The 14,939-nt window shown below is 66.7% G+C and carries 12 protein-coding genes; all 12 read left to right on the top strand.

Annotated features, from left to right (window positions below):
• Positions 1-29: 29 nt before the first annotated feature.
• The 12 genes from ASF77_RS00645 (at position 30) to ahpC (ending at position 14,879) form a co-directional block, all read left to right on the top strand.
• Entirely contained in the window at positions 30-902 is an 873-nt protein-coding gene (locus ASF77_RS00645) for a serine aminopeptidase domain-containing protein (protein ID WP_056332865.1), read from the top strand.
• Positions 902-1,369, top strand: coding sequence for a MarR family winged helix-turn-helix transcriptional regulator (locus ASF77_RS00650; RefSeq protein WP_056332869.1), 468 nt, complete (start codon positions 902-904; stop codon positions 1,367-1,369). The genes ASF77_RS00645 and ASF77_RS00650 overlap by 1 nt, the downstream gene beginning before the upstream one ends.
• A gap of 70 nt (positions 1,370-1,439) precedes the next feature.
• Positions 1,440-1,844, top strand: a complete 405-nt coding sequence (locus ASF77_RS00655; protein WP_056332872.1) for a GFA family protein — start codon at positions 1,440-1,442, stop codon at positions 1,842-1,844.
• A 105-nt stretch (positions 1,845-1,949) separates the two neighbouring features.
• Positions 1,950-2,486, top strand: a complete 537-nt coding sequence (locus tag ASF77_RS00660) for a pyridoxamine 5'-phosphate oxidase family protein (protein WP_056332876.1) — start codon at positions 1,950-1,952, stop codon at positions 2,484-2,486.
• 167 nt (positions 2,487-2,653) lie between these two features.
• Positions 2,654-3,721 (top strand): SDR family oxidoreductase, encoded by a 1,068-nt coding sequence (locus ASF77_RS00665; RefSeq protein ID WP_056332877.1) that lies wholly within the window; start codon positions 2,654-2,656, stop codon positions 3,719-3,721.
• Between the two features lie 20 nt (positions 3,722-3,741).
• On the top strand, positions 3,742-5,010 hold the full coding sequence (locus tag ASF77_RS00670) for a glycosyltransferase (protein ID WP_056332880.1): 1,269 nt from the start codon (positions 3,742-3,744) through the stop codon (positions 5,008-5,010).
• 249 nt (positions 5,011-5,259) lie between these two features.
• Positions 5,260-7,830 (top strand): excinuclease ABC subunit UvrA, encoded by a 2,571-nt coding sequence (uvrA, locus tag ASF77_RS00675; protein ID WP_082493490.1) that lies wholly within the window; start codon positions 5,260-5,262, stop codon positions 7,828-7,830.
• 99 nt (positions 7,831-7,929) lie between these two features.
• Entirely contained in the window at positions 7,930-11,415 is a 3,486-nt protein-coding gene (locus ASF77_RS00680) for a response regulator (protein WP_056332883.1), read from the top strand.
• 8 nt (positions 11,416-11,423) lie between these two features.
• Positions 11,424-12,254, top strand: a complete 831-nt coding sequence (locus tag ASF77_RS00685; protein WP_056332887.1) for a protein-glutamate O-methyltransferase CheR — start codon at positions 11,424-11,426, stop codon at positions 12,252-12,254.
• Positions 12,251-12,862 carry a chemotaxis protein CheB gene (locus ASF77_RS00690; RefSeq protein ID WP_056332891.1) on the top strand — a complete coding sequence of 204 codons (612 nt, stop codon included), beginning with the start codon at positions 12,251-12,253 and terminating at the stop codon, positions 12,860-12,862. The genes ASF77_RS00685 and ASF77_RS00690 overlap by 4 nt, the downstream gene beginning before the upstream one ends.
• Entirely contained in the window at positions 12,859-14,070 is a 1,212-nt protein-coding gene (locus tag ASF77_RS00695) for a hybrid sensor histidine kinase/response regulator (RefSeq protein ID WP_056332896.1), read from the top strand. The genes ASF77_RS00690 and ASF77_RS00695 overlap by 4 nt, the downstream gene beginning before the upstream one ends.
• A 245-nt stretch (positions 14,071-14,315) precedes the next feature.
• Entirely contained in the window at positions 14,316-14,879 is a 564-nt protein-coding gene (ahpC, locus tag ASF77_RS00700; RefSeq protein WP_056332901.1) for an alkyl hydroperoxide reductase subunit C, read from the top strand.
• The last annotated feature ends 60 nt before the right edge of the window (positions 14,880-14,939 follow it).

Genomic DNA, 14,939 nt, shown 5'->3' on the forward strand with positions numbered 1-14,939 from the left:
GTTAACACGTTAACTATCTCGACGCCTCGATGACGCCCGAATCCCACGCGATCCCGACCGCCGACGGTGCTTCGCTCGCCGCCACCCTGTACGTGGCGAGCGCACCGAAAGCCCTTGTCCTGATCCACCCCGCCACCGCCGTCACCCAGACCTTCTACGAGCACTTCGCCCGTTACCTGGCCGGCATCGGCCTCACGGCGTTGACCTACGACTACCGCGGCACCGGCGCCTCGCGCGGCCGCAGCCTGAGCGGCGAGGCGGTGACGATGGCCGGCTGGATGCTGGAGGACGTCCCCGCCGTCACGCGCTGGGCCCTTGAACGCTTCCCGGATCTGCCGCTGCTTGCGGTCGGCCATAGCGTCGGCGGTCATGCGCTGGTGCTGTCGGGCGACCGGAACGCGGTACGCGCCGCCGTGCTCGTGGCCTGCCACGCCGGCATCACGCGCACCATCCGCGGCCGCGCCGAACAGGCGCGGGTCTGGTGCGTGATGCGGGTGCTGGCGCCGCTGCTGTGCGCGTTGAACGGTTATATGCCGGGACGGCGCATCGGCCTGGGCGAAGACCTGCCGCGCGGCGTGATGCTGCAGTGGAGCCGCTGGACGACGCTGCCTCGCTACTTCTACGACGATCCGGCGCTCGCTGCCGAAGCGCGCGCGGCGCGCCTGCGCATGCCCTTGCTGGCGCTCGGCTTCGACGACGATCCCTGGGCCAATCCGCACGCGATGGACATCCTGCTGGCACCCGTGACAGGGGCGCCGGTCGAGCGACGCCAGTTCGCACCGCGCACGCTCGGCCTGGGAGGCATCGGCCACATGGGGTTCTTCCGCAAGCGCTGCGGCCCGGCGCTCTGGCCCGCGGTCGGCGACTGGCTGCTGGCGCAGGCGGCGCGGGAGGAGGGGTGATGGCCACCGCCAAGACGCCGCGCTTCGTATTCCTCGTGAACCGCGCGCAGCGCGCCATGATGCGCTGGATCGAAAGCCGGCCCGCGGCATGGGACGGGGCCAGTGCCGCCCAGGCCGGCCTGCTGTTCCTGCTGGCCGGGCGCGGGTCTGCGCCGGATGCGGCGGCCGATGCGGCATCGATCGGCGAGATCGCCGCCGCGCTGGAAGTCGCGCCGGCCGCCGTGACGAACCTGTCGAAGCGGATGGAGGCAACGCGGCTCGTCGAACGCATCGCCGACGCGCACGACGCGCGCATGACGCGCCTGCGCCTGACGCCCGCCGGCGTGGCGGCCAGCCTGCAGGCGAAAACGGTGCTGGCCGACCTGAACGCGAAACTGTGCCGGGGTTTCAGCCCGGAGGAACTGCGGACGGTGGCGCGCTGGCTCGACCATTCGGCCTCCGTCTTGAGCGAACCGGACGAATCCTAGTTCGCGCTGCGCTTGAAGCGCACAGCAGGCTGCTTTATGCTGATCGCAGTCCAACGTCATCGGAGGTCTCATGTTGCAAGGCGGCTGTTATTGCGGCGCGATACGCTACGTCGTCGAAGGCGACATCTTTCACGGCACCCTGTGCCATTGCAGCGATTGCCGGCGCATCGCCGGTGCACCGGCCGTGGCCTGGTTCAGCGCGCGCACCGTGGACATGCGTTTCACCAAGGGCAACCCATCCACCTTCCGCTCCAGCGAGCATGTGCTGCGCGCCTTTTGCGGCACCTGCGGCACCACGCTCACCTATCAGGACGACCGCAGCCCCGACGACATCGACATTGCCACGGCCAGCCTCGACGATCCCGAAGCGGCGCCGCCGCAAGACCATACCTTCGCTGGCGAACGGCTGAGCTGGATGCGCGCCGCGGACGGCTTGCCGGCCTTTCCGCGCACCCGTTCGGAAGGCGCGGGCTGACCCTATTTTGTCCCGCTATCGCTGCCGCCAGGGTGAAACTGCCCACAGACCGGCGGCGCGTGCTCCCCTAATGTCGTTCCATTGCCAACCACAAGGACAACCGACATGGATTCGATCAACCGCAACCAGCCCGAAGTCAACCGCCGCGACCTGAGCGGCGAGGAAGCCCGCAAGCGCATCCGCGAGACGGCCGACGAGGCCAAGACCTGCTTTTTCGTCACCGCCAAAGGCACCGGCGCGGACGGCGGCGTGCGCCCGATGAGCGTGCTGCAGGCCGACGAGGCCGGCCACCTGTGGTTCCTGAGCGCCATCGACAGCCACAAGGATGCAGAACTCGCCACCGATCCGCAGGTCAAGCTGTATTTCCAGCGCAGCACCCATGCCGGCTTCATGGAACTCGAGGGCATCGCCACGGTCTCCCAGGATCGCGCCAAGATCAAGGAGCTGTGGGACTTCACGCTGAAAACCTGGTTCACCGAAGGCGAGGACGACCCGCGCATCACCGTCATCCACTTCGTACCGAAGAGCGGCTATTACTGGGACAACAAGCACGGGCAAGCCGTGGCCGGCGTCAAGATGCTCATTGGCGCGACGATCGGCAAGACGCTCGACGATTCGATCGAGGGCACGCTGACGCCATAAACCTGTCCTCGGAGGGAGGGGCGATGATCGAGCTCGACCACGTGATCGTGTCCGCGCGCGACCGGGTGGCCGCCGCGCGGCTGCTGGCACATCGCACATTTGTCCCTCGCGCACGCCGTTTTTGACCTGCGGCTACAATGGGTTTCATTGAATCGCAGGGGAATCACATGCAACGAACGGCTTTGGTGGTAGGGATCACGGGGATCGGCGGCAACCATGTCGCGCGCGAATTGCTGGCGCACGGGTGGAAGGTGGTCGGCCTGTCGCGCCGGGCGCCGAAGGACTTGCCGCAGGTGCGCCATGTGGCGGCCGACCTGCTCGATCCGGCGGCACTGTCCGCCGCCCTAGCCGCCGTCGATCCGACCCACGTGTTCATCACCACCTGGATGCGCCAGGACACCGAGCAGGAAAACATCCGCGTCAACGCGGCGCTGGTGCGCAACCTGCTCGACGCCTTGTCGCCGAAAAAGAGCGTGCGTCACGTCGCCCTGGTGACGGGCCTGAAGCATTATCTCGGCCCCTTCGAGGCGTATGCCAGCTCGGGCACGCTGCCGGACACGCCGCTGCGCGAAAGCCAGCCGCGCCTGCCGCTCGACAATTTTTATTATGCCCAGGAAGACGAGGTCTACGCCGCCGCCGGGCGCGACCGCTTCACCTGGAGCGTGCACCGTCCGCATTCCATCATCGGCCTGGCCGTCGGCAACGCGATGAACATGGGCACCACGCTGGCCGTCTACGCCACCATCTGCAAGGAAACCGGGCGTCCCTTCCAGTTCCCCGGCTCCGAGGCGCAATGGAAAGGCCTGACCGACGTGACCGATGCACGCATGCTTGCCAAGCAATTGGTCTGGGCCGCCGACACCGACGCGGCCAAGAACGAAGCCTTCAATATCGTCAATGGCGACGTGTTCCGCTGGAGCTGGCTGTGGCCGAAACTGGCGGCTTATTTTGGCGTGGAAGCGGGCGGCTATAGCGGCCAGATCCAGCCCCTGGAGCCGGCGATGGCGAACGACGGCCCGCTCTGGCGCGAGATCGCGGCCCGCCACAATCTGGTGGAACCCGAGCTCGAGCGCCTGGCTTCGGCCTGGCACACCGATCTCGACCTGGGGCGTCCGCTGGAAGTCATGACCGACATGGCCAACAGCCGCCGGCTCGGCTTCACCGCCTATCAGGCCACGGACGATTCGTTCTTCGCGCTCTTCGACCGCTTGCGCGCGGAACGCCTGATTCCCTGACGACGCCAGCGGCGCGCACCATGGAAGCGAAAGCCCGGCCGCTCCACATCGTGCTGGTCACCATCGGCTCGGCCGGCGACCTGTTTCCCTTCATGCGCCTGGCGCTGGCCCTGCGCAAAGCGGGGCACCGCATCAGCTTTCTCGGGCCGCATCAGCACGAACCCTTTGTGCGCGACGCCGGCCTGCCTTTCCACGGCTTGCCGGCCGACCCGGCCGTGCTCGACCACCCGGATTTGTGGCATCCGACGCGCGGCTTCGGTGTCGTCTGGGAAGCGACGCGGCCGGCGATGGCGGCCGTCCCGACGTTCATGGCCACATTGCCGCCTGACGAAAATTGCACCATGTTGGTGCATCCGCTGGCGCTGCCGGAAGCTGCCCTGTGCCGCGCCGCGCGCCCAGGCCTGCGCATCGCCGCCGCCTTTCTCGCACCCTCGAACCTGCCGACCGTTCACGACCCGCTGATGCTCGGCCCCTGGCGCGTGCCGCGCTGGGTGCCGCATGGCGTGCGCCGGCGCCTGTGGCGCAGCCTGGCCAGCCGCTTCGTCGACCCGATCGCGCTGCCCGGCCTGAACGCGGCGCGAACACAGGCCGGACTGGCGCCGATCGAGTCGCTGATCGACACCATCGTCTCGATCGCCGACCTGTCGATCGCGCTGTTTCCGGACTGGTTCGCGCCGACCCAGCCGGACTGGCCACAGCCGCTGGTGCGCTGCGGCTTTCCGCTGTTCGATCCCAAGCCGGATGCGGCCTTGTCCGACGAGCTGCTGCACTTCCTGGGGCAGGGCGGCCGGCCCCTGGTGTTCACGCCCGGCACCGGCAACCGCCAGGCGCGCCGCTATTTCGCGCACGCGATCGAAGCGACCCGCCTGCTGGGCGAACGCGCCGTCTTCCTCACGCCGCACCGAGACCAGCTGCCCGAAGAACTCCCGCGCCATGTGCTGTGGCAGGAGTACGTGCCGCTGCGCGCCCTGCTGCCGCGGATAGCAGTGCTGGTGCACCATGGCGGCATCGGCACCACGGCCGAAGCCCTGCTTGCCGGCACCGCGCAATTGGTGGTGCCGCTCGCGCACGACCAGTTCGACAATGGAGCCCGCGTGGAAGCGCTCGGCGTGGGCGTGGCGCTGCCGGCGACGCGCTTGAATACGCGGCGGCTGGTGGCTTGTCTCGGGGCGCTGTTGGACGACGAGGGAGTGCGCGGGCGCTGCCGGGCGCTGGCGGGGAATTTCGAGCGGGATGCGGGGGTGGAGGAGGTGGTGCGGGCGCTGGAAGGGTTGGCGTCGCAGCAGTAGGTGCATGCGTCGCGTGCTGGATCACGGCGCGTTCCCGAGCCAACAGAGATGTCCGTAACGCGTGGGCATGCCCACCCTACGGTGTGCTGTTGCCCGAGAACGGTGTGTACCGTAGGGTGGGCATGCCCACGCGTTGCAGCGCTCGCGTTGCCACATGCCCTTGCCTTCAACATCGGTGTGTCAACGCACCGTCAACTTCCCTACAGAACGTTTTAATGGCGCCATGACTGGCTGAAGGCAGGAGCGGCGATGCGGCGCAAGACGAAAGACGGTGAGGTAAAACAGACGGGCAACCCGGCCGACGGCGAGAGGCGTCCCGGCTATGTGCGGGTGCGCGGCGCGCGCGAACACAACTTGAAAAACGTCAGCCTCGACATCCCGCGCGACGCGCTGGTCGTGTTCACCGGCGTCTCCGGCTCGGGCAAGTCCTCGCTCGCCTTCGGCACCCTGTACGCCGAAGCCCAGCGCCGCTACCTGGAATCGGTCTCGCCCTATGCGCGCCGCCTGTTCCACCAGATGCCGGTGCCGGAAGTCGACGAGATCGACGGCCTGCCGCCGGCGGTCGCCCTGCAGCAGCAGCGCGGTTCGCCCACCACGCGCTCCTCGGTCGGCAGCGTCAGCACGCTTTCCAACTCGCTGCGCATGCTGTATTCGCGCGCCGGCGACTATCCGCCCGGCCAGGAACTGCTGTACGCCGAATCGTTTTCGCCGAACACGCCCGAAGGCGCCTGCCCGCAATGCTCGGGCCTGGGACGCGTCTACGAGGTGACCGAACAGTCGCTGGTGCCGGACGACTCGCTCACCATCCGCGAGCGCGCGGTCGCCGCCTGGCCGCCGGCCTGGCATGGCCAGAACCTGCGCGACATCCTCGTCACCATGGGCTACGACGTCGACACGCCCTGGCGCGAGCTGCCGAAGAAAGACCGCGACTGGATTCTGTATACCGACGAGACGCCGACCGTGCCCGTCTACGCCGGCCTCACGCCCGAGGAAACGAAGCGCGCCCTGAAGCGCAAGGACACGCCGAGCTACCAGGGCACGTTCACGGGCGCGCGCCGCTACGTGCTGCAGACCTTCGCCACCACCGAAAGCGCCTCGATGAAGAAGCGCGTGGCGCGCTACATGGTCAGCACCGAGTGCCCGCTGTGCCGCGGCAAGCGCCTGCGCCAGGAAGCCTTGTCGGTCACCTTCGGCGGCGTCGATATCGCCGACATTTCGCGCATGCCGCTTGCGCGCCTGCACGCCATGCTCGAACCCTATGCGAGCGGTAAAGGCGTCGCGGACAAGGCGCGTGCCAAGCTGCACCCCGAACAGCTGATCATCACCCAGCGCATCGCCGAAGACCTGGTCGCGCGCCTGGATGTGCTGCTGGCGCTGGGCCTGGGCTACCTGGCGCTGGAGCGCAGCACGCCCACGCTCAGTCCCGGCGAACTGCAGCGCCTGCGCCTTGCCACGCAGGTGCGCTCGAACCTGTTCGGCGTCGTCTACGTGCTCGACGAACCTTCCGCCGGCCTGCATCCGGCCGATACCGAAGCCCTCCTCACCGCGCTCGATCAGCTGAAAGCATCCGGCAATTCGCTGTTCGTGGTCGAGCACGCGCTGGACGTGATCCGGCGCGCCGACTGGATCGTCGACGTCGGCCCGGCCGCGGGCGAGAAGGGCGGCGAGGTGCTCTTCAGCGGCCCGCCGCAGGAGCTGAAACAGGTCGAGGCCTCGCAGACCCGGCGTTACCTGTTCGACGAGGCGCCGCTCGCACGGCGCGAACGGCGCGAACCGGCCGGCTGGCTGCGCCTGGAAGGCGTCACCCGCAACAACCTGAACAAGCTGAAGGTGGAATTCCCGCTCGGCGTGCTGACCGCCGTTTGCGGCGTCTCGGGTTCCGGCAAATCGAGCCTGGTAAGCCAGGTGCTGGTCGACCTGGTGGCGCGCGAACTGGGGCAGGGCGGCGCGCCGCTCGAGATGGAGGAAACCGACGACCTCGAACAGGAAGCGGCGCTGCCCCTGGAAGGCCATATCGTCGGCGGCATGGAAGCGATCCGGCGCATGGTGCGCGTCGACCAGAAGCCGATCGGCCGTACGCCGCGCTCGAACCTGGCCACCTATACCGGTTTGTTCGATCAGGTACGCAAACTCTTCGCCGCCACCAAGATGGCGAAGTCGCGCCGCTACGATGCCGGCCGCTTTTCCTTCAACGTCGCCAAGGGCCGCTGCGAGAACTGCGCTGGCGAGGGCTCGGTCATGGTCGAACTGCTGTTCCTGCCGAGCGTGTACGCGCCGTGCCCGGTCTGCGCCGGGGCGCGCTACAACGCCCAGACCCTCGAGGTCACCTACAAGGACAAGAACATCGCCGAAGTGCTGGGCATGACGGTCGATGCGGCGGCCGAGTTCTTCGCGGGCGAAGCCCTGGTCGAGCGCTCGCTGGAAGTGCTGCGCGAAGTGGGCCTCGGCTACCTGCGCCTGGGCCAGCCGGCCACCGAACTGTCGGGCGGCGAGGCGCAACGCATCAAGCTGGCGACCGAACTGCAGCGCACCGGGCGCGGCAACACCCTGTATATATTGGACGAGCCGACCACCGGCCTGCACCCGTCCGACGTGGATCGCCTGATCCTCCAGCTCGAGCGCCTGGTCGACGCCGGCAACACGGTGGTCGTGGTCGAACACACGATGCGCGTGGTGGCCGCCTGCGACTGGGTGATCGATATCGGGCCGGGCGCTGGCGACGAGGGCGGCACCGTGGTGGCGGCGGGCGCGCCGGAGGCAGTGGCGCAGGCGCCGAAGAGCCGTACGGCGCCGTATTTACGGCCCCATCTGCCCGCATAAAGACGGTATTGCGGCCTGCAGGCAGCGCACGGTTGAACCGCCGTAAACGTGTCATTTGCGTTACACTTAAGAACTTTTTTCTTAAGATAATCGCAATACATGACCGGCACCTCGCTCGATAACACCCAGTTCCGCCGCATTCTGACGCGTAACGTCGCCCTCCCGCTTGGCCTGTCCGTGCTGAGCGCGGCCGTCTTCGTGGCGATCGTTGCCTACCTGGTCAGCGTGCTGAACTGGGTCGAGCATTCGCAGGAAGTCATCGGCAAGGCCAATGAAGTGAACCGCCTGGTCTCCGACATGGAGGCCGGCATGCGCGGCTACGTGATCTCGGGCGACGAAAGCTTCCTCGCGCCCTACACGGTAGCCAAGCCGAAGGTGGACATCGAGGTCGACGCGCTGCAGCGTCTCGTCGGCGACAACCAGCAGCAGACCGACCGCCTGAGCCGCGTGCGCGGCGCCCATGCCGAATGGCTCAAGTTCACGACGGAGGTGATCGACCGCCGCCGCGCCAGGGACGATGTCGTGGCAACGATCATGAGCGGGCGCGGCAAGAGCCTGACCGACGACATGCGCGCCCAGTTCGCGGGCTTCCTGGCCGCGGAGCAAGATCTACTGCGGGCGCGCAACGAGGATGCGCGTTCGGTGATCGTCTGGTCGGTCGGTGCCTTCCTGATGTTCACTCTGATCGTCGGCGGCCTGCTGGCCGCGTTCGGCCGGCGCGAGCTGGTGCACCTGTCGAACAGCTACGACGAGGTGCTGCGCCACGAGAACGAACACAATGCCGAGCTGCGCCACCTGAGCTGGCTGCGCAGCGGCCAGACCGAACTGGCGACCAAGACAGTCGGCCTGAACGACCTCGAAAGCCTTGCCGCGGCCGTGCTGGATCACGTGGTGCGCTACCTGGGCGGCAGCGTGGCCGCCATGTACCGGCGCACCGAGGATGGCGTGCTGCACCGGATCGGCGCCTACGGTTTCTCCAACGACGAAGCGCGTGCGAAGACGATCGAGCCGGGCGCCTCGCTGGCCGCCCAGGCCGCGGGCGAGAACCGCCTGGTGCGCGTCAAGGAACTGCCGGGCGATTACATCAAGGTCGCCTCCAGCCTGGGCGAGACGGCGCCGCGCGAAGTCGTGATCGCGCCGTTCACCAATTTCGGCAAGGTCAAGGGCGTGCTCGAGATCGGTTTCCTGCATCCGGTGCGCGAGCGCGACATCGAGTTCCTGAAGCTCGTCGGCGACGCCGTCGGCGCTTCGGTCGGCGCGGTGGTCTACCGCCAGCGCCTGCAGGACGCGCTCGAGGAAAGCCAGGCACTGAACGAGGAGCTGCAGGTGCAGCAGGAAGAGCTGCGCACCGCCAACGAGGAGCTCGAGGAACAGTCGCGCGCGCTGGAAGAATCGCAGACCAGCCTGGAAAACCAGCAGGCCGAACTCGAACAGACCAACGACCAGCTGGCCGAGCAGGCGCTCAATCTCGACATGAAGAACGCCGCGCTCACCGAAGCGCAGGAGCAGCTGCGCGCGCGTGCGCTGGATCTGGAACGTGCGAGCCGCTACAAGTCCGAATTCCTGGCCAATATGTCGCACGAGCTGCGCACGCCGCTCAACAGCTCGCTCATCCTGGCCAAGCTCCTGTCCGACAACGTGCCGGGCAACCTGAACGAAGAGCAGGTGCGCTTCGCCCAGACGATTTACTCGGCCGGCAACGACCTGCTGCACCTGATCAACGACATCCTCGACATCTCGAAGGTCGAAGCCGGTAAACTCGAGCTGGTGCCGGAAGACCTGCCGATCCGGCGCACGGTCGAGGGCCTGGGCCGCACCTTCGAGCCGCTGGCCAAGCAAAAGGATCTGCGCTTCACGCTCAGCGTCGAGCCTGACGTGCCGGCGACCCTGCATACCGACCGCCAGCGCCTAGAACAGGTGCTCAAAAACCTGCTGTCGAACGCCGTCAAATTCACCGAGCAGGGCGAGGTCAGCCTGACGGTCAGCGCAACAAGCGAGGGCTGGGTGCAGTTCACTGTCGTCGATTCGGGCATCGGCATCGCACCGGATCAGCAGGAACGCATCTTCGAGGCCTTCCACCAGGCCGACGGCACCACCAACCGCCGCTTCGGCGGCACCGGCCTGGGCCTCTCGATCTCGCGCGATCTGACGAGCCTCCTGGGCGGCACCCTGGTGGTGTCGAGCACGCCGGGCGAGGGCAGCACCTTTACCCTGAGCATGCCGAGGAACGGCACCGTCTCGGCCGCGCCGCCGGCGCCGCGCGCGGCGGCGCCGAGCCCGCGTCCGGCCCGTCCGGCGCCGCGTCCGGCACCCGCGCCCGTCGTGGTCGAAGCCGAGGAGGCGCCCGCCCGCACCTCCTTCCCCGACGATCGCGCCCAGCCGGCCGCCGGCGCGCGCACCGTGCTCGTGATCGAGGACGAACCCGACTTCGCACGCATCCTGTTCGACCTCGCGCACGACCTCGAATACCGCTGCCTGGTGGCGCTGACCGCCGGCGAAGGACTGGAACTGGCCGCCAGCGAAAGCCCGGACGCGATCCTGCTCGACATCCGCCTGCCGGACAGTTCCGGCCTGTCGGTGCTGCAGCAGCTGAAGGACAACCCGGCCACCCGCCACATCCCGGTACACGTGGTGTCGAGCATGGAGAACGGCGGCGAGGCCCTGCACCTGGGCGCGATCGGCTATGCGCTGAAGCCCACCAGCCGCGAGCAGCTGGAAGACGTGTTCCGCAAGCTCCAGCAAAAGAGCGCGCAGCAGATCAAGCGCGTGCTGCTGGTCGAGGACGACGAGCGCCAGCGCGACAGCGTGGTGAAACTCATCGCCGACGAGGATGTCAAGATCGACGCCGTCGGCTCGGGCGAGGAAGCCCTGGCCTTGCTGCGCACCGAGCTCTTCGACTGCATGATCATCGACCTGAAACTGCCGGACATGCAGGGCAAGGAGTTGCTGGAACAGATGTCGCACGAAGACCTGTTCTCCTTCCCGCCGGTGATCGTCTACACGGGCCGCAACCTGACGCGCGACGAAGAGGCCGAGCTGATGAAGTACTCGCGCTCGATCATCATCAAGGGCGCGCGTTCGCCCGAGCGTCTGCTCGACGAGGTGACGCTGTTCCTGCACAAGGTCGAGTCGCAGCTCTCGACCGAGCGCCAGCACATGCTGAAAACCGTGCGCGGCCGTGACCGCGTGTTCGAAGGGCGTACCATCCTGCTGGTGGACGACGACGTGCGCAACGTGTTCGCCTTGACGAGCGCGCTCGAGCAGCGCGGTGCTAACGTCGAAGTCGGCCGAAACGGGTTTGAAGCAATTGCGAAACTCGACGAGATTCCAGGTATCGACCTGGTGCTGATGGACGTGATGATGCCGGGGATGGACGGGCTGGAAGCGACGCGCCGCATCCGCGCCGACGGCCGTTTCAACCGCCTGCCGATCATCGCGATCACGGCCAAGGCGATGAAGGACGACCAGGAGCAGTGCCTGGCCGCGGGCGCCAACGACTACCTGGCCAAACCGATCGACCTGGCGCGCCTGTACTCGCTGCTGCGGGTCTGGATGCCGACCATGGAGCGCCTCAGCAACCTATGAGTCAGCATATGAAGCATCCACCCGAAGACATCGATATCGAATTGCGGATGCTGGTCGAGGCGGTCTACCTCAAGTACAACTACGACTTCCGCGACTACACCGGCGCGTCCCAGAAGCGGCGGGTGCTGGTGGCCCTGCGCGAGATGGAATGCGCGACCGTGTCGGAGCTGCAGGCGAAGGTGCTGCACCAGCCGGAGGCCTTCGCGCGGCTGCTGCAATACCTCACCATCCCCGTCACCGAGATGTTCCGCGACCCCGAGTACCACGCGGCGCTGCGCAGCCAGGTGCTGCCGCATCTGTCGACCTATCCGTCGCTCAAACTCTGGGTGGCCGGCTGCAGCACCGGCGAGGAGGTGTATTCGCTGGCGATCCTGCTGCACGAGGAAGGCCTGCTCGAACGCAGCATCATCTACGCCACCGACATCAATCCGGAGTCGCTGGATGCGGCGCGGCGCGGCGTGTTCCCGCTCGACCGCATGCGGCTCTACACGGAGAACTACCAGAAGGCAGGCGGCAAGCGCGCGTTTTCCGATTACTACACGGCGGCTTATGGCGGGGCGCTGTTCGAACGATTCCTGACCGAGAACGTCACCTTCGCCGACCACAGCCTGGCGACCGACAGCGTGTTCTCGGAGACGCATTTCGTCAGCTGCCGCAACGTGATGATCTACTTTAACCGGCGCCTGCAGAACCGCGTGCTGGGGCTGTTCCACGAGTCGTTGTGCCACCGCGGCTTCCTGGCGCTGGGCAGTAAGGAAAGCATCGACTTTTCGAACCATGCCAACCGCTTCGAGGCAGTCGCCAAGCGCGAGCGCATCTTCCGCAAGGTGGCCGCATGAGCGCCACGCATGACACCGTGGAAGCGGCGCTCGCGGGCCGCAGCATCGAGGCGATCGTGATCGGCGCCTCGGCCGGCGGCGTCGACGCGCTGGTGGATTTGCTGCCGGCGCTGCCGCCGGACTTCAAGCCGGCCACGGTGTGCATCCTGCACCTGCCGGCCGACCGCGAAAGCCGCCTGGCCGAACTGTTCGGCGCGCGCCTGTCGCTGCCGGTGCGCGAAGCCGTCGACAAGGCGCCGGTCGAAGGCGGCACCGTGTACTTCGCCGGCAGCGGCTACCATCTGTCGATCGAACACGATCGCGTTTTTTCCATCAGCTGCGAGCCGCCCGTGCACTATGCGCGTCCGGCCATCGACCTGCTGATGGAGTCGGCCGCCGACGCCTATGGCGCGGCGCTGGCCGGCATCCTGCTTACCGGCGCCAATATCGACGGCGCCGACGGCATGCAAAGCATCAGGCAGCGCGGCGGCCTGACGGTCGTGCAGGATCCACGGGAAGCGCAGGCGCCGGCCATGCCCGCAGGGGCGATCCGTACCTGCGCCCCGCACCTGATCCTGCCCCTGGCCGCCATCCGCACGCTGCTGCCCCAGCTGGAGACAAGTCCATGAACCAAGAACCTAGCAAACTCCTGATCGTCGACGATCTGCCCGACAACCTGCGCGCCCTCGACGCCCTGATCCGCGACGAGCAACGCCTCGTCTTCCACGCGCACTCGGGCGAGGAGGCGCTGGCGCTGCTGCTCGAACACGAGTTCGCGCTGGCGATCCTCGACGTGCAGATGCCGGGCATGGACGGCTTCGAGCTGGCCGAGCTGATGCGCGGTACCGAGCGCACCCGCCATATCCCGATCGTGTTCGTGTCGGCTGCCGGGCGCGAATTAAACTACGCGTTCAAGGGTTATGAATCCGGCGCCGTCGACTTCCTCTACAAACCGCTCGATCCGGACGCCGTGCGCGGCAAGGTGAACGTGTTCGTGGCGCTCGACCAGCAGCGGCGCGAGACGCGGCGCCAGATGGAAGCGCTCGAAAAGAGCCGGCGCGAGCAGGAGATCCTGCTGCAGGAGCTGAACGCGACCCAGGCCGAACTGCAGCGCTCCCTGCGCATGCGCGACGAGTTCATGTCGCTGGTCGCGCACGAGCTGCGCACGCCCTTGAACACGCTGTTCCTGGAGACGCAGATGCGCACGCTGCACCTCAAGCGCGGCAACCTGCAGGCCTTCGCCGGCGAGCAGATGGGCGCCATGATCAAGCGCGACGAGCGCCAGATCAAGGCCATGATCCGCCTGATCGACGACATGCTGGACGTGACCCGCATGCGCAATGGCACCTTGTCGGTGCGCCCGGCGCAAGTGGAGCTGATGGGCATGCTGGAACGCGTGGTGAGCGACCTGTCGCTGCAGGCCGCCGCCAGCGGCTGCGTCATCTCGCTGGCGCCGCATGCGCCGGTCACGGGCTGCTGGGACGAGTTCCGTATCGAGCAGGTGGTGGTGAACCTGCTGACCAATGCGCTGCGTTACGGCGGCGGCTGCAATGTCGAGGTACGCGTCGAGGTGGAAGGCAAGTGCGCCCGCATCGACGTCGTCGATCAGGGCAAGGGCATTTCGCCGGAAGACGCCGAGCGCATCTTCCAGCCCTTCGAGCGCGGTGCCCGCAACGGCGAGCCAAAGGGGCTGGGCCTGGGCCTGTACATCTCGCGCCAGCTGGCCACCGCGCACGGCGGCGAATTGACCGTCAAGAGCACGCCGGGGCAGGGCTCGACCTTCAGTCTGGCGCTGCCTTGCGACGTGCTCGAATCCTGCGCCGTCGCCCCGGCCTGAGCCTGCTCATCCACGTTCGCCAGACCGCGCGCGGTTGCAAAGACCGCGCGTTTCCCTCACACTGACAGGCCTCTTGCGAGAATGACAGGAGAATGAGCGACCGTGCCTGCCACGGCCGAACTTGTTTCCTCCTCGTGATAGTAGAAATTAATCGATGTTATCCGATCAATTAATTTTACAAGCATGAGCAAGACCTCTACACTTGCATTCATCAACTTTTGATTCACAACACAACAGGAGCTTCCATGTCCCTTATCAACACCGAGATCAAGCCATTCAAAGCAACCGCTTACCACGCAGGCAAATTCATCGACCTGACGGAAGAGCAGTTCAAAGGCACCTGGTCCATCCTGATGTTCTACCCGGCCGACTTCACCTTCGTCTGCCCGACCGAACTGGAAGACCTGGCTGCGTTCCAGCCTGAATTCGAAAAGATGGGCGTCAAGGTCTACGGCGTGTCGACCGACAGCCACTTCGCGCACAAGGCATGGCACGACACCTCGGACGCGATCAAGAAGGTCAACTACCCGCTGATCGGCGACCCGACCGGCACCCTGGCACGCAACTTCCAGGTCATGATCGAAGAAGAAGGCATGGCACTGCGCGGCACCTTCGTCATCAATCCTGAAGGCCAGATCAAGGTCATGGAAGTGCACGACAACGGCATCGGCCGCGACGCTTCGGAACTGATGCGCAAAGTCAAGGCAGCCCAGTACGTCGCTTCGCACCCAGGCGAAGTCTGCCCAGCCAAGTGGACGGAAGGCGCAGAAACCCTGACCCCATCCCTGGATCTGGTCGGCAAGATCTAAGTAGTCGCAGTCAAGTCGTAGTTGCGTAGTACCGGGATGCCGGCAGTAAATGTGCCGGCA

The sequence above is a fragment of the Massilia sp. Leaf139 genome (assembly GCF_001424165.1).
Taxonomy (GTDB): Bacteria; Pseudomonadota; Gammaproteobacteria; order Burkholderiales; family Burkholderiaceae_D; genus Telluria.